At 67.1% G+C, this 20,420-nt stretch carries 18 protein-coding genes; 7 read left to right on the top strand and 11 right to left on the bottom strand.

Annotated elements, in window-relative coordinates:
* Positions 1-100 precede the first annotated feature (100 nt).
* Positions 101-2,290 carry a primosomal protein N' gene (locus AC1DKR_RS13840; protein ID WP_478033323.1) on the bottom strand — a complete coding sequence of 730 codons (2,190 nt, stop codon included), beginning with the start codon at positions 2,288-2,290 and terminating at the stop codon, positions 101-103.
* Positions 2,291-2,704: 414 nt separating this feature from the next.
* On the opposite strand from AC1DKR_RS13840, the gene AC1DKR_RS13835 reads away from it, so the two are divergent.
* The 4 genes from AC1DKR_RS13835 to sppA all read left to right on the top strand — a co-directional run bounded on the left by AC1DKR_RS13835 (position 2,705) and on the right by sppA (position 7,845).
* Positions 2,705-3,706, top strand: a complete 1,002-nt coding sequence (locus AC1DKR_RS13835; protein ID WP_223496813.1) for a hypothetical protein — start codon at positions 2,705-2,707, stop codon at positions 3,704-3,706.
* Positions 3,699-4,262, top strand: coding sequence for a DUF3106 domain-containing protein (locus AC1DKR_RS13830; protein ID WP_478033270.1), 564 nt, complete (start codon positions 3,699-3,701; stop codon positions 4,260-4,262). The genes AC1DKR_RS13835 and AC1DKR_RS13830 overlap by 8 nt, the downstream gene beginning before the upstream one ends.
* Positions 4,263-4,444: 182 nt before the next feature.
* Positions 4,445-5,809 carry an MATE family efflux transporter gene (locus AC1DKR_RS13825; protein ID WP_312109863.1) on the top strand — a complete coding sequence of 455 codons (1,365 nt, stop codon included), beginning with the start codon at positions 4,445-4,447 and terminating at the stop codon, positions 5,807-5,809.
* A 113-nt stretch (positions 5,810-5,922) separates the two neighbouring features.
* Positions 5,923-7,845 (top strand): signal peptide peptidase SppA, encoded by a 1,923-nt coding sequence (gene sppA, locus AC1DKR_RS13820; protein WP_089237192.1) that lies wholly within the window; start codon positions 5,923-5,925, stop codon positions 7,843-7,845.
* Between the two features lie 107 nt (positions 7,846-7,952).
* Here the strand turns inward: sppA and AC1DKR_RS13815 are convergent, their stop codons facing one another.
* Positions 7,953-8,156, bottom strand: a complete 204-nt coding sequence (locus tag AC1DKR_RS13815) for a hypothetical protein (protein WP_312109868.1) — start codon at positions 8,154-8,156, stop codon at positions 7,953-7,955.
* A 111-nt stretch (positions 8,157-8,267) separates the two neighbouring features.
* Between AC1DKR_RS13815 and AC1DKR_RS13810 the strand changes: the two genes are divergently transcribed.
* Entirely contained in the window at positions 8,268-9,044 is a 777-nt protein-coding gene (locus AC1DKR_RS13810) for an SDR family oxidoreductase (protein WP_025879399.1), read from the top strand.
* 46 nt (positions 9,045-9,090) lie between these two features.
* Here the strand turns inward: AC1DKR_RS13810 and AC1DKR_RS13805 are convergent, their stop codons facing one another.
* The 9 genes from AC1DKR_RS13805 to AC1DKR_RS13765 all read right to left on the bottom strand — a co-directional run bounded on the left by AC1DKR_RS13805 (position 9,091) and on the right by AC1DKR_RS13765 (position 18,734).
* A complete protein-coding gene (locus AC1DKR_RS13805) occupies positions 9,091-9,807 on the bottom strand; it encodes a hypothetical protein (RefSeq protein ID WP_312787124.1) in 717 nt (238 codons plus the stop codon).
* Between the two features lie 123 nt (positions 9,808-9,930).
* Complete coding sequence (locus AC1DKR_RS13800) at positions 9,931-10,638, bottom strand: DUF4124 domain-containing protein (protein ID WP_478033269.1); 708 nt, start codon at positions 10,636-10,638, stop codon at positions 9,931-9,933.
* Positions 10,639-10,681: 43 nt separating this feature from the next.
* Complete coding sequence (tsaC, locus tag AC1DKR_RS13795; RefSeq protein WP_108266987.1) at positions 10,682-11,242, bottom strand: L-threonylcarbamoyladenylate synthase type 1 TsaC; 561 nt, start codon at positions 11,240-11,242, stop codon at positions 10,682-10,684.
* A 121-nt stretch (positions 11,243-11,363) separates the two neighbouring features.
* Positions 11,364-13,847, bottom strand: coding sequence for a DNA topoisomerase I (locus tag AC1DKR_RS13790; protein WP_478033268.1), 2,484 nt, complete (start codon positions 13,845-13,847; stop codon positions 11,364-11,366).
* Positions 13,848-14,069: 222 nt separating this feature from the next.
* Complete coding sequence (locus AC1DKR_RS13785; RefSeq protein ID WP_312787211.1) at positions 14,070-14,999, bottom strand: RDD family protein; 930 nt, start codon at positions 14,997-14,999, stop codon at positions 14,070-14,072.
* Between the two features lie 49 nt (positions 15,000-15,048).
* The gene (locus AC1DKR_RS13780) at positions 15,049-15,789 is read right to left on the bottom strand and encodes a GYF domain-containing protein (RefSeq protein WP_447945625.1); all 741 of its coding nucleotides are present in this window, start codon (positions 15,787-15,789) and stop codon (positions 15,049-15,051) included.
* A 40-nt stretch (positions 15,790-15,829) separates the two neighbouring features.
* The gene (locus AC1DKR_RS13775; RefSeq protein ID WP_025879062.1) at positions 15,830-16,303 is read right to left on the bottom strand and encodes a DUF494 family protein; all 474 of its coding nucleotides are present in this window, start codon (positions 16,301-16,303) and stop codon (positions 15,830-15,832) included.
* Between the two features lie 43 nt (positions 16,304-16,346).
* Positions 16,347-17,474 (bottom strand): DNA-processing protein DprA, encoded by a 1,128-nt coding sequence (gene dprA, locus AC1DKR_RS13770; protein WP_223496794.1) that lies wholly within the window; start codon positions 17,472-17,474, stop codon positions 16,347-16,349.
* Positions 17,475-17,606: 132 nt separating this feature from the next.
* Entirely contained in the window at positions 17,607-18,734 is a 1,128-nt protein-coding gene (locus AC1DKR_RS13765; RefSeq protein WP_223496792.1) for a LysM peptidoglycan-binding domain-containing protein, read from the bottom strand.
* 128 nt (positions 18,735-18,862) lie between these two features.
* Between AC1DKR_RS13765 and def the strand changes: the two genes are divergently transcribed.
* Together def and fmt are read left to right on the top strand one after the other, a co-directional pair.
* Complete coding sequence (gene def, locus AC1DKR_RS13760) at positions 18,863-19,375, top strand: peptide deformylase (RefSeq protein ID WP_154881125.1); 513 nt, start codon at positions 18,863-18,865, stop codon at positions 19,373-19,375.
* Between the two features lie 121 nt (positions 19,376-19,496).
* Positions 19,497-20,420: a methionyl-tRNA formyltransferase gene (gene fmt / locus AC1DKR_RS13755; RefSeq protein ID WP_478033267.1), complete on the top strand. Its 924-nt coding sequence runs from the start codon at positions 19,497-19,499 to the stop codon at positions 20,418-20,420.

The raw sequence follows: 20,420 nt of genomic DNA, 5'->3' as shown, positions 1-20,420 counted from the left end.
CGTTCGGGGGCAGAGCCCTTTTCTGCGGGGATCCGACCTCAAGCCATCGGGGCCGGATCCCACCCGGCAGCGGGTGGGCTCTGACCCCAGCGCATTGTCCTCAGTACAGATCCGTCGGATCCACATCCAGCGACCAGCGCACCTTGCGTGCCTCCGGCAGCGCGTACAACTGCGGCACCAGCTGTGCCAGCACCCCGTGCAGGGGGGGGCGCTGCGCCGCTGACAACAACAACTGCGTGCGCTGGTAGCCGGCACGCCTTGGCATCGGCGCCGGCATCGGCCCGAAGGCCTCCACCATGTCCTGTTCCCCCAGCAGTTTCCGCGCAGCGAGCAGGAACGCGTTGGCGTGCTCGACCTGCTGCGCTTCGGCACGCATCAATGCCAGGTGCGCGAAGGGCGGGAACCCGGCTGCCTGGCGCTGGTTGAGTTCGGCCTGCGCGAACGGGTGGTAACCACCGTTGACCAGCGTCTCCAGCAGCGGATGCCCCGGATGATGGGTCTGCAGCCACACTTCACCCGGATCGCGCGCGCGACCGGCGCGGCCGGCTACCTGGATCAGCTGCTGCGCCAGTTTTTCGCTGGCGCGGAAATCGGCCGAGAACAGGCCTTCGTCGATGCCCACCACCACCACCAGCGTCAGCTTGGGCAGGTCGTGGCCCTTGGCCAGGATCTGCGTGCCGACCAGGATGCCGGGCTCGTTGCCAAGCTTGGCCAGCTGCTGCTCCAGTGCATCGCGGCGGGCGGTGGTGCCACGGTCGATGCGCACCACCGGGAAATCGGCGAAGGCACTGACCAAGTGTTCTTCCAGTCGCTCGGTGCCGATGCCCTGTGGCTGCAGCGCCAGGCTGCCACAGGCGGGGCAGGCCAGTGGTGCCGGCTGCCGCGCACCGCAGTGGTGGCATTGCAGGCGACGGCCACCGCCATGCACGGTCATCGGTGCATCGCAGCGGTTGCAGGGTGCGGTCCAGCCGCAGTCGTGGCACAGCAGCACCGGTGCATAGCCGCGGCGGTTCTTGAACACCAGCACCTGCTGGCCACGCTGCAGGTGTTCGCCGATGCCGGCCAGCACGTCGGCGGAAAGACCATCGCGCAGCGGACGCTTGCGGACATCGAGGATGCGCACGCGCGGTGGTCGGGCATCGCCGGCACGCTGCTTCAGGCGCAGGTGCGCATAGCGGCCGGCGTAGGCGTTGTGCAGGGTTTCCAATGAGGGCGTGGCGCTGCCCAGCAGTACCGGAACGCCCTGCGCCTTGGCCCGCACCAGAGCGAAATCGCGTGCGTGGTAGCGGATGCCATCCTGTTGCTTGTAGCTGCCGTCATGCTCTTCGTCCACGATCAGCAGGCCGGGCTGCGGCAGCGGAATGAACACCGCCGAGCGCGTACCCACGATCACCCGTGCTTCGCCGCGCGAGGCCGCGGCCCAGACCCGCGCGCGCTCGTTGTCGGTCAGCCCCGAGTGCAGCGCGTGCACGGCAATGCCGAGACGGCCGCGGAAGCGTGCCAGGGTCTGCGGGGTCAGGCCGATCTCGGGCACCAGCACCAAGGCCTGCTTGCCCTGCGCCAGGCAATGGATGATCGCCTGCAGGTAGACCTCGGTCTTGCCGCTGCCGGTCACCCCGTCCAGCAGGAATGCCTGGAAGCTTTCGGTGGCGGTGATCGCGGCCACGGCCTCGGCCTGCTCCGGATTGAGGGTGGGGCCGGGCAGGGGCTGGGCGTGCTGCGGCGCCACGCTCAGGGCGATGCGCTCGGCCAGGTCGCGCTTGCCCAGGCTGCGTGCGGCCACCCGCCAGTCCTGCATGCGTGCGGACAGGACATCTTCGTCCACCACGGCTTCGGCCAGCAGCTCGGCCAATTGCCGTGGACGGCTGCCGGCGCGCAGCTTCTCGCGCTGGGCATGGCCTTCGGCTGTCAGCTGCCAGCCCCAGTGATGGGTGTCGGGCAGCGGTTCGCCATGCCGCAGCGGGCCGGGCAGGGCGGTGCTCAGTACTTCGCCCAAGGGGGCGTGGGTATAGCGGGCCAGCCACTGCAGGCTCTGCCACAACTCGCCCTGCAACAGCGGTGTCGTGTCACACCAGGCCAGTGCCTGGCGCAGCCCCTGGCTGTCCTCCCCCTGCCCATGCCCTGCCACCACGCCGATCAGTTCGCGGTTGCCGAACGGCACCTTCAGCCGGCAGCCGACCGCTACCGACGGGCCTTCGCCCTGCGGTGGCAGGTAGTCGAACAGGCGCGGCAGGGGCACGGGCAGGGCAACCTGCAGGGTCGGGACAGGGCCGGATTCAGGGGCAAGCATCGGGTCAGTGTAACGGCCCATGCGAGGGCGCATGGCAGTGGCAGATGCGACTGCCATGCCCTCCGGCGAATCATAAATGTCACCTAAATATCGGTGTCTATTGGAGATTCAGTCTTATCCACATCTTCTGTGGATAAGTCTGTGCGTTAGCGGCTCATGGCGCCGTATGAGGCCGATGGCGACGGCCTCACGCTTCGGTTGGTCAAAAAATAGCCACACTTTAAAAGTAATAAAAATCAACAACTTAAGTGTGAAACATTGCTGAAACAGGGTGAATTCAGCCATTCACGCAGGAATCGCCCGGTTCCCGCGTGGTGCTGTGCACAACCTGCAGCAGAAAGCGTCTGCAATCGCAAGTCCTGCCGGGCAGCGATGGGCTGCCGCTATCATGCCGGCAGACCTTTGGAGTGACCGATGACGGCTGTGCCCGCCCCTGTTTCCTCGACCGCGGCCGGCGCGCTGTCGGCATTTCTGCGTGGCGTCGAACGCCGTGCCCTGGTCGTGGCCGAACTGCAGTGCGGTGACCCCGCCCGTGCCGAACAGACGCTGGTGGCGGTGATGCGCGCCTTCGCCGCGGTCGCCAGCGACCTGCCGATGGCGCAGTGGCCCAGCCGCTTCTGGACCCTGCTGGGCCAGCGCCAGGCGCTGCGCGAGCCCGCCACCGGTCAGTGGCCGCCTTCGCTGGCCGCGCTGGGCGAGATGGCACCCTTGCCGCGGCTGGCCCTGCTGCTGCGGGTGGGGGGCAGCCTGGACGAAGGCATCGCCACCCGCGTTCTGGATGTCGACGAGGAAGGCTATCAGCGCCTGTTGGCCACGGCCTGCCCACGCGATGCCGATGGCCAGCCCGACGCCGCTGCATGGCGCGCTCTGGCCGAACAGGTGCAGCTGCGTGTCCGCGACCTGCCGGCCAAGCGCCTGCAGCAGCTGCAGCAGCCGTCCGCGCCAGCGGCCAACAACCAGGCACCCGCTTCCAGTTGGCGTGCGCCGCCGCGCGACGAACGCGCATCTACAAGCGGCAAGCGTCGCCGCCCCAATGCCAAGCCGCGCTGGCGTGGCCCGGTGATCCTGTTGATCACCGTGGCGGTGCTGCTGCTGGCTGCGTTGGGCTGGCGCCATTGGCAGGGCCGTGCGCTGACTGCCGATGGCCCCCTGCCCGAAGGCGTGGTGGGTGAGGCCGGGCCGGTCACCGTCGAGGCGCTGCCCGCCAGCGATGTCCGCCCTGCTGCGGGTAGCGATGCGCAGGCCAGCGAAGATGCCGCGATGCTGGCCGACCGCGATTACCCGCTGCTGGCCGAGGCCGACATGCATGCCTGGAGTGCCGCCGGTGGCCCGTTGCCGGTGGACGAATCACAACCCAAGCCGACCCACCCGGAACCGGTCGGCGCAGCGCTGGAAACCTCTGCTGCCGATGAATAAGCTCCTCTTCGCCGGCCTGCTGCTGGCCCTGCCGCTGTCGCTGGCGGCCGCTCCGCAATCAGTGAACGTGCCGCTGCCCGCACCGTCGGCAACACCATCGGCCGCGCCCACTGCGGCGGCGGCATTCGCGCAACTCGATCCCGCCCAGCAACGCCAGCGTCGCAGCGACTACGCCGCGTGGCGCGCCCTGCCGGAGGGTGAGCGCGAACGCATCCGCCAGGCCGCCAGCCGCTTCGCCGCGTTGCCGGCCGACCAGCAGCAACGGCTGCGCGCGCAGTTCCAGGCACAGGACCAGGCTTTCCGCGAAGGCTGGCGGCTGGGCCCGCAACTGGGCGCCGAGTTCCCCAAGCTGCACGGCCTGTTCGGCTTCGTACCGCCGCAACAGCGCGATGCCGTGCTTGCCGTGCTGCGCCAGTTGAGTCCGTCGCAGTTGGTGCAGCTGGCCTTGGTCGCCCAGCGCACGCCGCCGCAGGAACGCGACAGCGTACGCAGCGCATTCCTGACGATCCCCGCCGCCGAACGCGACACCTGGCTGAAGCGCCAGGCCGGGCAGTAAGCAACAATGGGAGCGAGAGAATTAAGTCGTTTTTTGGCTCGACTGTGCCGGATACGACTTAATTCCCTCCGTCCCCTTTATGGGGCAGTCATGGGAATGACCGCCCAGCGCGCGTAAGATGGCCGGCCGCAACCCGGTGCCTGTGCCCTTCGCGCGCAACCGTAGTTCGCGTCAAGCACCTTATGTCTACTGCAACCTCCACGCCGCGCTTCAGCAAGGAAGTCGGCGCTACCGGTCTGCTTGCCCTGCCGCTTGTGCTCGGGCACGTCTCCACCGGTCTGATCTCCTTCGTCGACAACGTGATTGCCGGCCACCATGCGACATCCACCCTGGCCGCAGTGACCATCGGCACTGCGCTGCTGTGGCTGCCGATGCTGATCCCGATCGGCACGCTGATATCGCTCACCGCCTCGGTGTCGCAGCTGCATGGCGCCGGCCGTGAGCGCGAGATCGGCCCGCTGTTCCGGCAGGCGCTGTGGCTGGCGCTGGGCCTGGGCCTGATCATGTTCACCTTCCTCACCGTGGTGCCGCCGCTGCTGCCGGCATTCGGCATCGCCCCGGACATCGTGCCCGGCGCAACGGCCTTTCTGCATGCAGTGCGCTGGGGGGGCCCGGCGCTGACGCTGTACTTCTGCATGCGCTATCTCAGTGAAGGCATGCATTGGACGCTGCCGACCATGCTGCTCGGTTTTGGTGGCCTGCTGGTGCTGGCGCCGATGGGGTACGTGCTGGCCAACGGCAAGCTGGGCTTCCCGGAAATGGGCGCTGAAGGCCTGGGCATCGCCTCGGCGGTGATGATGTGGCTGCAGGCGATCGCCTTCGGTACCTACCTGTGGTTCACCAAGCGCTTTGCCCACCTGCAGCTGTTCTCGCATTTCGAGGGTCCGCGCTGGAAAGCGATCTGGGACCTGCTGCGCACCGGCCTGCCGATCGGCATCACCGTGCTGATGGAAGGTGGCCTGTTCATCGTCACCGCATTGTTGATTGGTCGCCTGGGCGCCAATGAAGCGGCCGCGCACCAGATCGCGATCAACGTGGCGCAGCTGTGCTTCATGATCCCGATGGGCGTGGCCGAGGCGACCACCGTGCGGGTCGGCCATGCGGTTGGCCGTGGTGATGGCTTCGGCGTGCGTCGTGCGGCGTGGGCCGGCTACGCGATCATCATGGGGACGCAGACGCTGTCGGCCGCCGCACTGCTGTTCGGCCACGACGCCATCGTCGGCGTCTACACCAACGACCTGGCCGTGGCCGGTCTGGCTTCCACCCTGCTGCTGTACGCGGCCACCTTCCAGTTCCCCGATGGCATCCAGGTGTTGTCGGCCGGCGCGCTGCGTGGCCTGAAGGACACCCGCGTGCCGATGTTCATCGCCATGTTCGCCTATTGGGGCCTGGGCATGCCGCTGGGGGCCGGGCTCGGCCTCGGCCTGGGCATGGGCCCGCAGGGCATGTGGATCGGCCTGATCGTCGGCCTGACCGCCGCCGCCATCCTGATGGGCTGGCGCCTGAACCGCAGCAGCAAACGCCTGGGCCAGTCCACGCTGGCCTGACTTCCGCCTGTCATGGGCAACCGTGACGGGCGATCCCCTGACTTGTGTCCGATGCCGCCTCACGCGGCACCGGCTATGCTGGTACCACGGCAAGAAGCCATCCGGAGTGCTCCATGAACCAACCCGTGCCGCCGCTGCCCCCGGCGAACCGCAATCCAGTCGCCAGCTTCTTCATCGGGCTGTGGGACGTGATGAATTTCACCCGCCGGTTGATCCTCAACTTGGTGTTCTTCGGCCTGTTGCTGCTGGTGCTGGTGATGTTCATCGTCGCTGCGGGCATGGGTGCTGGCGCCAGCAAGGCGCTGCAGGACCGCACCACCCTGGTGATCGCGCCGGAAGGCCGCCTGGTCGAGCAATACAGCGCCGATCCGGTCAGTCGCGCGCTGGCCAAGGCCGTCGGTGACAACGGCGCCGAGGAAGTGCAGCTGCGCGATCTGATCCGGGTGATCGAGAACGCGCGCGACGACAAGAAGATCGAGCGGGTGGTGCTGGAACTGGACAAGCTGCAGCCGTCCGGTTTCGCCTCGCTGCGCGAAGTGTCCGCTGCGCTGCAGGACCTGCGCGCCTCGGGCAAGCAACTGGTTGCCTTCAGCGAGAGCATGGGGCAGTCGCAGTATCTGCTGGCCGCACAGGCTGACGAGGTCTACCTGGACCCGATGGGGTCGGTGGTGCTGGAAGGCCTGGGCCGCTACCGCCAGTATTTCCGCACCGGCCTGCAGGACAAGCTGGGCGTGGACGTGCACCTGTTCAAGGTGGGCGAGTACAAGTCGGCCGCCGAGCCGTACGTGCTCGACGCGGCGTCGCCGGCGTCCAAGGAAGCCGATCTGTTCTGGATGAACGATGTGTGGCAGCGCTACCTCGGCGATATCGCCAAGGCCCGCCGCCTGGATCCGGCACAGCTGGCGGCCGGCATCGACACCCTGCCTGAAGGCGTCGCTGCCGCCGGCGGCGACCTGGCCAAGTTCGCCCTGCAGCAGAAGCTGGTTACGGCGCTGAAGACCCGCGAGGAATTCGAGGATCTGATGATCGAGCGCGGCGTGGCCGACGAAGACGCCGACGGTGGTTTCCGCAACATCGATTTCGGCACCTACATGGCCCAGCTCGATGCGCGCCGCAACCCGGTTGATTCGCGTCCGCAGGTCGCGGTCATCGTGGCCTCCGGTGAAATCAGCGGCGGCGATCTGCCGGCCGGCCGTATCGGTGGTGAATCGACCTCGGCGCTGCTGCGTGCGGCCCGCGACGATGACGACGTCAAGGCCGTGGTGCTGCGCGTGGATTCGCCGGGTGGCGAAGTCTACGCCTCCGAGCAGATCCGTCGCGAAGTGGTGGCACTGCAGGCTGCCGGCAAGCCGGTGGTGGTGTCCATGGGTGACCTCGCTGCGTCCGGCGGTTACTGGATCAGCATGAACGCCGATCGCATCTATGCCGATCCGTCGACCATCACCGGTTCGATCGGCATCTTCGGCATGATCCCCAACTTCAGCCGTGCGCTGGACAAGTTCGGCGTGCACACCGATGGCGTCGGCACCACCCGTTTCGCCGGTGCCTTCGACGTCACCCGGCCGATGGACCCGGCGGTGGGCCAGGTCATCCAGTCGGTGATCAACAAGGGTTATGCCGATTTCACCGGCCGTGTTGCCGAGGCCCGCAAGAAGCCGGTCGAGGCAATCGACGAAGTAGCCCGTGGACGTGTCTGGAGCGGTGCGCAGGCCAAGGAGCGCGGTCTGGTCGATGCCTTCGGTGGCCTGAAGGACGCCGTGGCTGACGCTGCTGGCCGGGCCAAGCTGGGCGCGACCGACAAGTACCGCGTGCGTTACATCGAGAAGGCGGCGACGCCGTTCGCGCAGTTCGTCAGCGGCTTCGCTGGCAGCCACGCCGGCGCCTGGATGCTGGCCGATTCCGGCGTGGGCCGGATGATGCTGGCGCGCACGATGCCGGAAATCGATACGCAGCTGCGCTTCGTTGAGAATGCGGCCCGCGAGAAGGGCAACGGTGCACCGGTGAAGTCGCTGGCGTATTGCTTCTGCGGGTTCTGATGGCCCATCCACGCATGGCGTGGATCTACTGGGAATGTCCACGCATGGCGTGGAACTACTGAACGCACAACGCCCGGCCTTGGCCGGGCGTTGTTGTATGCGGGCATCTACTGCGCGTCGGCCTCTGCCTTGCGCTCCCGTTCGGCCGCCTCGTCCAGGGTCTTCTGCACGCCTTTGGCGCGGTCCAGTGGTTGATTGACTGCCTTGGCCAATGCCTGCGGTTCCGGTGGTCGTTCCGGATTCGGCGGTGCGGGACGCTGGCACCCGGCCAGCAGTGCGGCCGACAGCAGAACGGGAATCAGGACGCGCATGGCAGCTCTCCACGAGGGACGTGCAGTCAGTGTCGCATCCCGGGCGGCGGACGGTCGTGAGCGCGTATCCTTGCCGCATCGAAACACAGTGGGCGCGGCCCCGGAGGACATATGACCCAGCAACGGTGGCGCCTGGATGGGCAGACGGCCCTGATCACCGGTGCCAGCGCCGGTATCGGCCTGGCGATCGCGCATGAACTGGCCGGTCTCGGCGCCGATCTGATGATCGTCGGCCGCGACCTGGACATGTTGGAGAGTGCCCGCGACGAACTGCTGGATGTGTATCCTCAGCACCAGGTGCACGCCTTGGCCGCCGATGTGTCCGACGACGAAGATCGCCGGCAGATCCTGGACTGGGTCGAGGACCACGCCGACGGCCTCCACATCCTGGTCAACAATGCCGGTGGCAACATCACCAAGCCCGCCACGGAGTATTCCGAAGACGAGTGGCGCGGCATTTTCGAGACCAATCTGTTCTCGGCGTTCGAACTGTCGCGCTATGCGCATCCGTTGCTCGCGCGCCACGCTTCATCGGCCATCGTCAACGTCGGCAGCGTGTCTGGCCTGACCCATGTGCGCAGCGGCGTGGTCTATGGCATGACCAAGGCGGCGATGCACCAGATGACCCGCAACCTCGCGGTGGAGTGGGCCGAGGACGGCATCCGGGTCAATGCAGTAGCGCCGTGGTACATCCGGACCCGTCGCACGTCCGGCCCGCTGTCCGATACCGACTACTACGAGGAAGTGATCGGACGCACGCCGATGCGGCGCATCGGTGAGCCGGAGGAAGTGGCCTCGGCCGTGGGCTTCCTGTGCCTGCCGGCATCGAGCTATGTCACCGGCGAATGCATCGCGGTGGATGGCGGCTTCCTGCGATACGGGTTCTGACGGGACCACCCGCTGCGAATCGGCATCCACGGCGGGCGTGGATGCTCTACTTCGGCACGGGGCAGTCGCTGGCTTCCAGCACGGCCTGCAGGCGTTCGCGTTCGCCGCGCGCTGCCGGTTGGTTTTCGGGCGCAGCAAAGCGCTCGCGACCGCGTGCATCGCGGAAGCGCTGCTGCCAGCTGCCGCAGCGCTGCGCTTCGGCCACTTCAGTGCAGCGGTCCCTGACCACCTCGCAACTGGCGGCGTTCACCGGTGTCGCTCCGCCCAGGCCCTGCACGTTCAACAGTTCGCAGCGGCCTGGTGCAGCCTCGTACTCATGCAGGTAGGAACCGCCCTGCGTGTCGATGCACTGGAAGATCGTCGGCAGCGGAGGCTTCGGTGGCACGCTGCCATCCACCGCCGTGGCGTCGGTCGACCGTGGCAGCATCGCGCTGTCGAGGATGGCGTCGCCGCCTTCGTGCTCGACCATGCGTGCTTCCATGATCGTGCGGCCCTCACGTGGCTGCGTCGCGGCAGGCTCGGCGGCGGCGTCCACGGACGGCATCGCTGCAGGCGGCGGAGCGGGGCTGTTCTGCACCGGTACGATCGGCGCCGTCGGCGAAGGCGCCGGGACACGCTGGATTTCCTGCCGGGTGCCGGCGGGGCAGGGGGTGCGTTGCAACGTAGGAACATCGCTGCTGCCCATGCAGCGGTAGATCACCATGTCGTCGGCCAACGCGTTGCCGGGCAACAGGCCCATGGCCAGCCAGATCAGTCTTTTCATGCGATCAGCCTACAGCGGTGGCACATGCCCTGGTAGTTGCCAACCTTGGTTGGCACCGCTGTTTGCCAGTGCCCACCAGGGTGGGCATCTACCAAAGAGGAGGTACCGTCCCCAGCGTGGGGCTCAGCCGCCGCAGTCCTGCGCCAGCCGCGCGTCGATGCCACGCTGCTCCTTGCTGATCGCGGTGCGCTCGCTCTGCAGCGCGCTGTTGTAGCGCCGGTCCAGTTCCCAGCGACGATCACGCAGGCGTGCGCACACTTCCTGCGGGGGCAGGGCGTGGCAGGTATCGCGCACCAGGATGTTGCCGGCAGGCACGTTGACACCGACGCCCACTGACGGCGGGCGATACACCGGTGGTCCCCCACCGATGGAGGCATCGATGGTGGTGCCACTGCTGGCCGGGCGTGGCCCTGGATGCGGTCCGGGTCGCCCGCCACCAAGATGACCATGCGGATACCAGACCGTGGTCCACAGCGGTACCCAGCGCGGATTTCCTTCGTTGTTGTCGCTGGTGTAGCGGTCGCCGTCTTCACTCACGCATTCGTACATCGGCTGTGGCGGCTGGATGTAGACATGGCGCACCTCGCGCTCGCGCATCGGTGGCGTCTGCACCGGTGCGGGCGGTGCGGCCTCGGTGCTGACCACCCGTGGCGGCGGGTCGCGCGGCCGTTGCAGGTCGCGCACTTGCTGGCGGCCGGCCGTGCAGGGTTTGTCCTGCAGGGCGACGGCACCATTGCTGCCGACGCAGCGATAGACCCGCACGTCGTCGGCGGCAAGCGCCGGCAACGACAGCAGCAGGGCCAGAGACAGGGCAGGGCGCAGCAGGGTCATGGGCGCAGCGTGCGCGATCGGCAACGCCGACGCAATCGACCTGTCAGGAGCGCAGTACGTTGCCACTGAGCGCATCGCGGATCGGCGTGGGTTGGGCCAGGCCGCCGGTCTGCCCATCGAGGATGCCGTCGAGCAGGCGCAGCAGGCGTGGGTCCAGTTCTTCGCGGCTGCGCGCGGGGGGCTCGCCGGCAAGGTTGGCGCTGGTTGATACCAGGGGGCCACCCCAGGCTTGGCACAGCGCTGCGACCAGCGGGTGGGCGCTGATGCGTACCGCGATGCCGCTGTGTTCGCCGGTGATCCAGCCGGGGGCGCGGGTGCCGGCGGGCAGGATCCAGGTGTTGGCGCCAGGCCAGCTGGCAAGCACCGCACGCTGGCGTGCATCGGGCAGGGCCTGCAGGCGCACCCAGCCCTGCAGTTGCGACAGTTCCGCAGCCACCAGGATCATGCCTTTCTCGATCGGGCGCTGCTTCAGCCGCAGCAGCAGGTGTACCGCTGCCTCATGCGAAGGGTCGCAACCCAGGCCCCAGACTGCTTCGGTCGGGTAGGCGATCACCCCGCCACTGCGGAGCGTGGCGACTGCGGTGTCCAGCGTGAGTTCTTTCATGGCGGCGACCGGGCCCGGCGTGGGCCTTCATTATCCCCCCGCTGCGTGCACAACGGGTGGAGCGGTGGGTGCGGACCGTTGGTCCGCACACCTTGGCACCTCATCCACGCATGGCGTGGATCTACTTGGCAGCCTTCTTGACGGCCTTCTTTGCCGGTGCCTTCTTGGCCACGGCCTTCTTCGCAGCCGCCTTCTTTGCCGGTGCCTTCTTGGCAGCGGCCTTCTTCGGCGCGGCTTCCTTCTTCACTGCCGCCTTCTTTGCCGGGGCCTTCTTGGCGGCAGCCTTCTTGGCGCCGAAGCCCTTGCGCACCGGCTTGCCGGTCTCTTCCATCAACTGCTGCACTTCGGCCAGGGTCAGCGATGCCGGTTCACGATCCTTGGGGATCTTGCCGTTCATCTTGCCGTCGCTGATGTACGGGCCGAAGCGACCGTTCAGCACCTGGATGTCGCTGCCCTCGAACTCCTTGATGATCCGGTTGCGCGCGATTTCTTCCTTCTCTTCGATCAGGAACACGGCGCGGGCCAGGTCGATGGTGTACGGGTCGTCTTCCTTCTTCAGCGAGGCGTAGGTGCTGCCGCGCTTGGCGAACGGGCCGAAGCGGCCGATGCCGACGCTGACGTCCTCGCCCTTGTCCTCACCCAGCGCGCGCGGCATCAGGAACAGCTCCAGCGCGTCTTCCAGGGAAATGGTGTGCATCGACTGGCCCGGCCGCAGCGAAGCGAACTTGGGCTTGTCCTCGGCGTCCTCGGCGGTGCTGCCGATGGCCGCGTACGGCCCGAACCGGCCCAGGCGCACGCTGACCGGCTTGCCGGTCTTCGGGTCGGTACCCAGTTCGCGCGCACCACTGGCCTCGGCACGGTCGACCGATTCCTTCTTGTCTTCGACCAGTTCCTTGAACGGTCCCCAGAAGCGCGACATCAGCGGAATCCACTCTTCCTCGCCGCGCGAGACGGCATCGAGCTCGTCTTCCAGCTTGGCGGTGAAGTCGTAGTCGACGTACTGGGTGAAGTGGCTGGACAGGAATTTGGACACCGCACGGCCAACATCGGACGGGCGGAAGCTGCGGCCTTCCATTTCCACGTACTTGCGGAACAGCAGGGTCTGGATGATCGAGGCGTAGGTCGAAGGACGACCGATGCCGTACTCTTCCAGCGCCTTCACCAGTGCCGCTTCGGTAAAGCGCGGCGGCGGCTGGGTGAAGTGCTGGTCGGCCACGATGCGCTCCAGCGGCACCCGGTCGCCCGGCTTCATCGCCGGCAGCTTGCGGCCTTCGTCGTCATCCTCGGCGGTCTTGCTGTCCTTGCCTTCCTCGTACACGGCCAGGAAGCCGGGCACCACCACCGTGGTGCCGCTGGCGCGGAACACGTGTTCGCTGCCGGCCGACAGATCCACGCTGACGGTGTTGAGCGTGGCCGGGATCATCTGGCAGGCCACTGCACGCTTCCAGATCAGCTCGTACAGCTTGCGCTCGTCGTCGGTCAGGAACCGCGCGACCTGGGCCGGGGTACGCAATGCCGAGGTCGGACGCACGGCTTCGTGCGCTTCCTGGGCGTTCTTGGACTTGGTCTGGTAGGTGTTGGGCTGGTCGGGCAGCGAGGCGATGCCGTAATCACGGGCGATCACGTCGCGGATTTCGGCCAGCGCATCCTGCGACAGGTTCACCGAGTCGGTACGCATGTACGAGATCAGGCCGACCGTGCCTTCGTCGCCGCCGATGTCCACGCCTTCGTACAGCTTCTGCGCAACCTGCATGGTCTTGCGCGTGGTGAAGCCGAGCTTGCGCGAGGCTTCCTGCTGCAGCGTGGAGGTGGTGAACGGCGGCGCGGGGCGGCGCTTGCGCTCCTTGCTGGCCACGTCGGTGACATGCAGGGCGCCCTGTGCAGCCTGCTGGATGCGCAGGCGGGCGGCCTCGGCGGTGTCGCCGTCGGTGACGGTGAACTGCTCGAACTTCTGTCCGTCCAGCTTGATCAGCTTGGCGTTGAAGTGCTGCGAGGGATGCGCGCACTCGGCGGCGATCGACCAATACTCGCGGGCGATGAAGGCTTCGATCTCTTCTTCGCGCTCGACGATCATGCGCAGCGCCGGGCTCTGCACGCGGCCTGCTGACAGGCCACGCTGGACCTTGCGCCACAGCACCGGCGACAGGTTGAAGCCGACCAGGTAGTCCAGCGCGCGGCGCGCCTGCTGGGCATCGACCAGGTCGCTGGCGATCTCGCGCGGCTGGCTGATGGCTTCCTTGATCGCGCGCGGGGTGATCTCGGTGAAGACCACGCGCTGCATCGGCTTGTCCTTGACCAGCCCGCGCTCTTTCAGGATCTCGGCGATATGCCAGCTGATCGCTTCACCCTCGCGATCCGGATCGGTCGCCAGCAGGATGTCGTCGGCGCCCTTTGCGGCCTTGGCGATCGCATCGACATGCTTTTCGTTCTTCTCGATCACGTCGTAATGCATGGCGAACCCGTTGTCCGGGTCAACCGCGCCTTCCTTCGGGATCAGGTCACGCACGTGCCCATACGAGGCCAGGACCGTGTAGTCCTTGCCGAGGTATTTGTTGATCGTCTTGGCTTTGGCCGGCGATTCAACGATGAGCAGGTGCTTGGGCATGGCAGCAGGGTCTGTGGGTAAGCCGCGGGGAAGGGCCGCTAGGGTGGAGCAAACGGCCGCATTAGTGAAGCGGCCACGGGCAAATCAATAAACTGAACGCCCGGGACTGTGCCGGGCGTTCAGGTTTCACCTTATTAGAGGAATCACGCCCGGCCTGCCGTTGTCAAGCAGGGAGGCGTGAGGATGGCCGTCCGCGACGGCGCATTGGCCCTCGATCCGCGATCACGACGCCATGTTGGCGATGACGCCGACGGCGAAGATGATCGCGGCGAAACCGGCCAGCATCAGCAGGCCGCCCAGCACCAGGATCACGATGGTCACCGTGCCCATCTCGCGGCGCTGCAGCTGCGGCTGGTCGGTATAGGCCCAGCGGTCGACCACTACGGTGTCGCAGATGAGGTCATGCAGGCCCTGCTTGCGCTCGGTGAAGGCGGCCATCAGGTAGCCGATGCAGAGGGTCAGGCCACTGAGGATGGTGGCGAAGTAGCGGCCGATGCTGCGGCCCAGGGTCAGGCGATCGCCGTTGCCGCGCACGACCTTGATGCCGATGGCCATCTTGCCGAGGGTGGCGCCGCCACGGGAGGCATGGAACCAGCCGTAGTAGGCGGCGGCGATGAACAGGCCAGCCAGGCCACTGATCAGCTGGGTAACCACTTCCACCGCTGTTTCGCCGCTGCCGGTCGCCCCCATGCCGGCGCCGAGCACGAAGCCCAGCACGCCACCGACCACGCCGCTGGGAATCAGCAGGACGAAATAGTCGATCAGGTAGGCGGCAAAGCGCTTCCAGAAACCCGCGTAGACCACTTCGCCACCCTGCACCGGCTGCGAATAGTCACCACCACCTGCGCCGGGCGCAGTGTACGGCGAGCTGCTGAGGGCGCCGGTGCCCGGCAGTGGCGCGGTGCCGTTGTCGATCGCGGCGTAGTCGTTGCGCAGGTCGAAGCCACCGGTGGCGGTGGAGGTGCTGGCATCGGCCAGGGTCTGCAGGCCCAGTTCGTCCACCATCTGCCGCAGCGGTGCCCACTGTCCCATGCCTTCGCGCCAGACCAGGGTGTCCAGGGTCAACTGGCCGCGCTGGAAACGCTGGCGGATCTCGGTGATCTCCAACGGGCCTTGGCGTTGCTGTCCTTCGGCGTAGTACCACTCAGTCATTGCATGTCCCCTGTTGGGTCGTCCTTGGTGGGTTTGCCCGATGCGCGGCTCAGCCGTGGCATTGCGTGGGCAGATACTTGTCGTCGCTTTCGCCGCTGCATTCCCAGCGCCCGCTGTCACGGTCGTACTCGAGCCACAGCAGGTCGCCGTCCTGGCTCTTGCCCGGAACCGCCAGCGTTGCTTCGATGCCGCAGTGACCATTGTTGAAGCGGCCGATATGCACGGCCGACAGGCCCTGGCCTGCGAATTCGTCCGCGGCCGGGAAGCCAGCGTCGTTGGCGCCCGGGCAACGGCCCTGGTCATCGGCGAAATGCTGGACCTTGTCCTTCAGCGGCTGCAGCGCCGTGATCGCGCCGGCGACCTTGGCCTTGATGGTGTAGTCGTTGTAGGCCGGCAGGGCGATGGCCGCCAGGATGGCCAGGATCGGCACCACCACCAGCAGGGCAACGCCACCGATGATGGCGGTCAACGCGCAGCCGGACAGGCCCTTCTTCGCGGCCGGTGCAGCGTCCATCGGCGTGGTCGCGTAGGGCGACGCAGGTGGCAGGGTTGGCGGCAGAGGAGCGGCAGGAGGTGGCGGCGCCACAGCGACAGTGGCGGCTGCATCAACAGCGGGCACGATCAGGCCCAGTTCGTCGACCACGTTGCGCAACGGCTGCCATTGCGGCAAGCCGTCGCGCCAGACCAGGGTGTCCAGGGTGATCTGGTTGCTACGGAACAGCTCGATCAACTGTTCCGAGGGCAACGGGCCTTGCTGGCGGTTGCCTTCGGCATGGAACCACTCACTCACGGGGGACGCTCCTGAATGCGCACGGCCCCCAAGTGTACGGTCAGTGCAGGGGTTCTGGCTCGTCCACGAACATCTGCGTTTCCATCCAGGCGTAGGCCGCCTCGGCGCCGGGCTGGTTGAACAGCACCATCAGCACCACCCATTTCAGGTCGTCCAGGTCCAGTTCGTCCTGGTCCAGGGCCATTGCCCGGTCCAGCACCAGCTCGCGCTGGCCGGCATCGAGGATGCCGTGCTGTTCCAGGTACAGCAGGAAACCACGGCATTCCACATCAAGCTTGTCCAGCTCCGGGCCGTGATAGATGCGCACCGGGCCATCGACCCGGGCCTGGGCCGCGCTTGGGCGCTGCGCCGCCAGGGCATCGAGCCATTCGAATGCCTTGTTGATCTCAGTGGGGCTGAAACCGGCCTGGATCAGGCCATTCTGCAGTGAGTCGCGGTCACGGATCAGGTCCGCATCTTCGCTGAAATAGTGTTCAAACAGGTACAACAGTACATCCAGGATGCTCTCTTTCATTGCCCCTCGGCCTGCGTCGCGCGACGCTGTGGAGGTGAAGAAACTAGGGACGTCGACAGTAGCGGCCGTGTACGCACACCACGATCCCCGCAAGTTCCATGGCCAGCAGCATGGAGGACACCTCCGACGCCGTCAATCCACAGTGCGTGATCAGTGAATCCATACTGATTGGGTCGTGCCCCAGCGCCTGCCACAAGCGCTGGTAGTCAGCGTCGTTCGCCCAGCAAGCCGGCAGGTCCGCCGGCGCTGCCTGTTCAGTGGGGGTGGCAAGCCGGGTTTGCAAGCCCGGAAGCTGGTGACGCAATGCCGGGGCCAGCAGTTCCAGCACTTCCTCGGGACGTTCGACCAGGGCAACCCCTTCACGGATGAGCCGGTGGCAGCCGGCGGCGCGTGGATTGAGCACCGAACCGGGTATCGCGCAGACCTCGCGGCCGGCTTCGGCTGCCAGCCGGGCGGTGATCAGGGCGCCCGAACGTTGCGCGGCCTCGACCACCACAGTGGCCAGGGTCAGCCCGGCCACCAGCCGGTTGCGCGCGGGGAAGTGGCCCGGCCGTGCGGGCGTGCCTGGCAGGTACTCGCTGAGCACTGCGCCTTCGGTAGCGATTGTTGCCTGCAGGCGGGCATGGCTGGTGGGATAGGCGCGGTCCGGGCCGGTGCCGATCACCGCGAGGGTGCAGCCGCCTGCGTCCAGCGCCGCCTGGTGGGCGGCCGCATCGATGCCCGCCGCCAATCCACTGGTCACCGCCAGCCCGGCCTCGACGAAACAGGTGGCAAACCGGGCGGCGAGGGCGCGACCGGCAGGAGTGGGTGAACGACTGCCGACCAGGGCCACCGCGGGGCGCCAGGCGATGGCTGGATCCCCGGCAACGAACAGGGCCAAGGGCGGGTTGGGTGCATCAAGAAGGAGGGGCGGGAAGGCCGGATCGTTGCAGGCCAGCAGATGATGATCTGGCTGCTGCAGCCAGCGCTGCGCAAGTGCGAGGGCGCGGGTATCGGGACGCTGCAGCGCAGCGCATTGTTCCGGCGTGCAACCGTGGGCTCGCCAGCCTGCAACGCCCAGCGCCAGCGCTGCATCCGCATTGCCGGCGGTCTGCAACAGGGCGCGCCTGGGTGCCAGGCCTCCCCCCGCGATCAACAGGCGCAGCAGCGCCTCATGTACATGTTCAGTCATCCCCCGACTATCGGCTTCACGCAATAAAGGCGCCCTAGGGCGCCTTCGCGTATCGCTGTCAGAGTATCCCGGAGGTTGCCGGCCGATGCGGCCGGCACTCCCTGCCGAGGCCGGGCGGGGCCCGGCGCTGGCTCATTTCGCGTCCGGATGCAGCGCGCTGTAGCCCACACGCACCGGCTTCACACCTTGCATCACCAACGCATAGCTGACGTTGTCGAAGGTGCGGAAGACCATGGCATGCGCGGCGTACTCATCCGGCAGGCTGACCCGGCCGGCGCCAGTGCTGACCGAATCGTCCATGCGCGAGGACCCCGGGAACTTCATCCGGTGCGCCACGTGGCTGCCATGGCGCCACAGCGAGAACACGGTGCCGTTGTCCACGCCCTGGGCGCGGCCAGCCGAAATCGCGATCACATCGCGCGGGCCGCCGGTGCTGAACATGTCGGTGACTGCCAGTACGCGCACATCCACGCCTTCCACGCCGGCTGCGGGCACATGCGGGAAGAACTGCAGGTCGTACGGCGTGGCCTCGACCGGCACCAGACGGTCGCCGGCACGCACTTCACGGCCGCCACTGGCGTTGTCCAGGACCAGGGTCGACGCTTCGGTCTTGCCGCCAGCCACCTTGGTGATGGTGCCGGTGCCGACCTGTGCCAGCTCGTAACCCAGTACGCCACGGCGGTGGTTGGGCGCGCTGAAGGCCTTCCAGAGGTTGCCGCTGCCCGGGGTGACATCGCCATTGGCGGTCAGGTCCTCGGTGGGCTTGGGCTGGGCGTAGCGCACGGTCGGGCGGACCACGGCCCAGCGCTGCCCGGTCTGGGCGTCGGCCAGGCGCACATAGGCGGTCTGCCCACCGGTGGCGCGCAGGCGGTTGTCTTCCAGCGCGACCACGTACGGCAGCTGCTCGATGCTGTCGACCACGCTGAGCTGTTTCAGGAACGGTTCCACCTGTGCCAGCGGCACGCCGGTGACCGGGGCTTCCTGGCGCGGACCGGGCTGGGCCGTTACACGGTCCAGGTAGGCCAGGCTGAGGACGTCACCGGGATAGATCAGGTGTGGATTGGCGACCTGCGGATTGGCCTGCCAGATCTCCGGCCACAGCCATGGTTTCTGCAGGAAACGTCCTGCGATATCCCACAGGGTGTCCCCTTTGCGGACCACATAGGTGTCCGGGTGCCCGCCATTCACTTCCACGGCGGTAGCATAGGCAGCCACGGTCAGCATCGCCGCGGCGACGACCGTACGAAAACGAAGCAACATAGGTGTGAAGCCCTGATTCCCCAACAGGTTCGCGCACTATAGTCCAGAAACCGGGGCGCAAGGCAAGCGTTGGAGCTAGAATCTGCGACGTATGCCGGCGTAACCCGGCCCCAACCCCGGAAACTGCCATGGCTTTACTCCCCATCCTTGAGTTCCCCGATCCGCGCCTGCGTACCAAGGCTGCGTTGATCGATGCCGCCGAAGTGACCACGCCGGCGTTCCAGGAGCTGCTCGACAACATGTTCGAGACCATGTACGACGCCCCGGGCATCGGCCTGGCTGCCAGCCAGGTGGACGTGCACCAGCGCTTCATGGTCATCGACGTAAGCGAAGAAAAGAACGAGCCGCGCGTCTTCATCAACCCGGAAATCGTCGCCAAGGACGGGGGCCAGGTGTACCAGGAAGGCTGCCTGTCGGTGCCTGGCATCTTCGCTGACGTGACCCGTGCCGACACCATCACCGTCAAGTTCCTGGACCGCCAGGGGCAGCCGCAGGAGTTGAGCACCGACGGCCTGCTGGCGGTCTGCGTGCAGCACGAGATGGACCATCTGGACGGCAAGCTGTTCATCGACTACCTGTCGCCGCTGAAGCGCGAGATGGTCCGCAAGAAGCTGGCCAAACAGCGCAAGCACGTGGCGTGATGGCTGTTGTGGGCCGCCCTTCGGGGTGGCCCGCGCCTGCGCGTGACGCGCGGGCTGCATGGCGCCGGCCGACGGCGCCGTTTTTTTTCCTGCACGATTTCATCCTGCAAGTGGGGTTGCCATGAGGATTGTCTTTGCCGGTACGCCGGAATTCGCGGTGTCGTCGCTGCGCGCGGCCGCGCGTCATCACGAGGTGGTGGCTGTCTATACGCAGCCTGATCGCCCGGCCGGTCGCGGCCGTGGGTTGGCGCCTTCGCCGGTCAAGCTGGAAGCGGTCGCCCGCGGCATCCCCGTGTACCAGCCGGAAACGCTGAAGGACGAGGTGGCCCAGCAGCAGCTGCGTGCCCTGCAGCCGGACCTGATGGTGGTGGTGGCCTATGGCTTGATCCTGCCCAAGGCGGTACTGACCATTCCGAGCCATGGTTGCTGGAACGTGCATGGTTCGCTGTTGCCGCGCTGGCGCGGTGCTGCACCGATCCAGCGTGCCATCCAGGCCGGTGACGACAAGACCGGCATCTGCCTGATGCAGATGGAAGCTGGCCTGGATACGGGCCCGGTGCTCCTGCACCAGGAACTACCCATCGCCGCCACCGATACCGGTGGCCAGCTGCACGACAAGCTGGCCGAGCTCGGCGCACAGGTGCTGTCCGACGGACTGGGCCTGCTGCGCGCCGGCATCAAGCCGATCGCGCGGCCGCAGCCGGAGCAGGGTGTGACTTACGCGCACAAGCTGGACAAGGCCGAGGCAAAACTGGACTGGGCGCAGGACGCCGAAGCGCTGGCGCGCACGGTGCGTGCGTTCAATCCCTGGCCGATTGCCGAGGCACTGCTGGCCGGTGAGCGCGTGCGCATCCACGGCGCGGTGGCGCTGGATGTGGCCCATGGCCAAGCGCCGGGCACGGTGCTGGCCGCTGGCCGCGAGGGCATCGATATCGCCTGCGGGCAGGGCGCGCTGCGCCTGCGTGTACTGCAGCGGGAGGGCGGCAAGGCGATTACCGCCGCCGACTACCTCAATGCCCGCCGTGACCTGCGCGTGGGGGTCTGA

Source organism: Stenotrophomonas sp. 01N47 (assembly GCF_056399165.1).
Note: the sequence above shows the minus strand (reverse complement) of the source record. Positions and strands in the feature narration are given on the sequence as shown.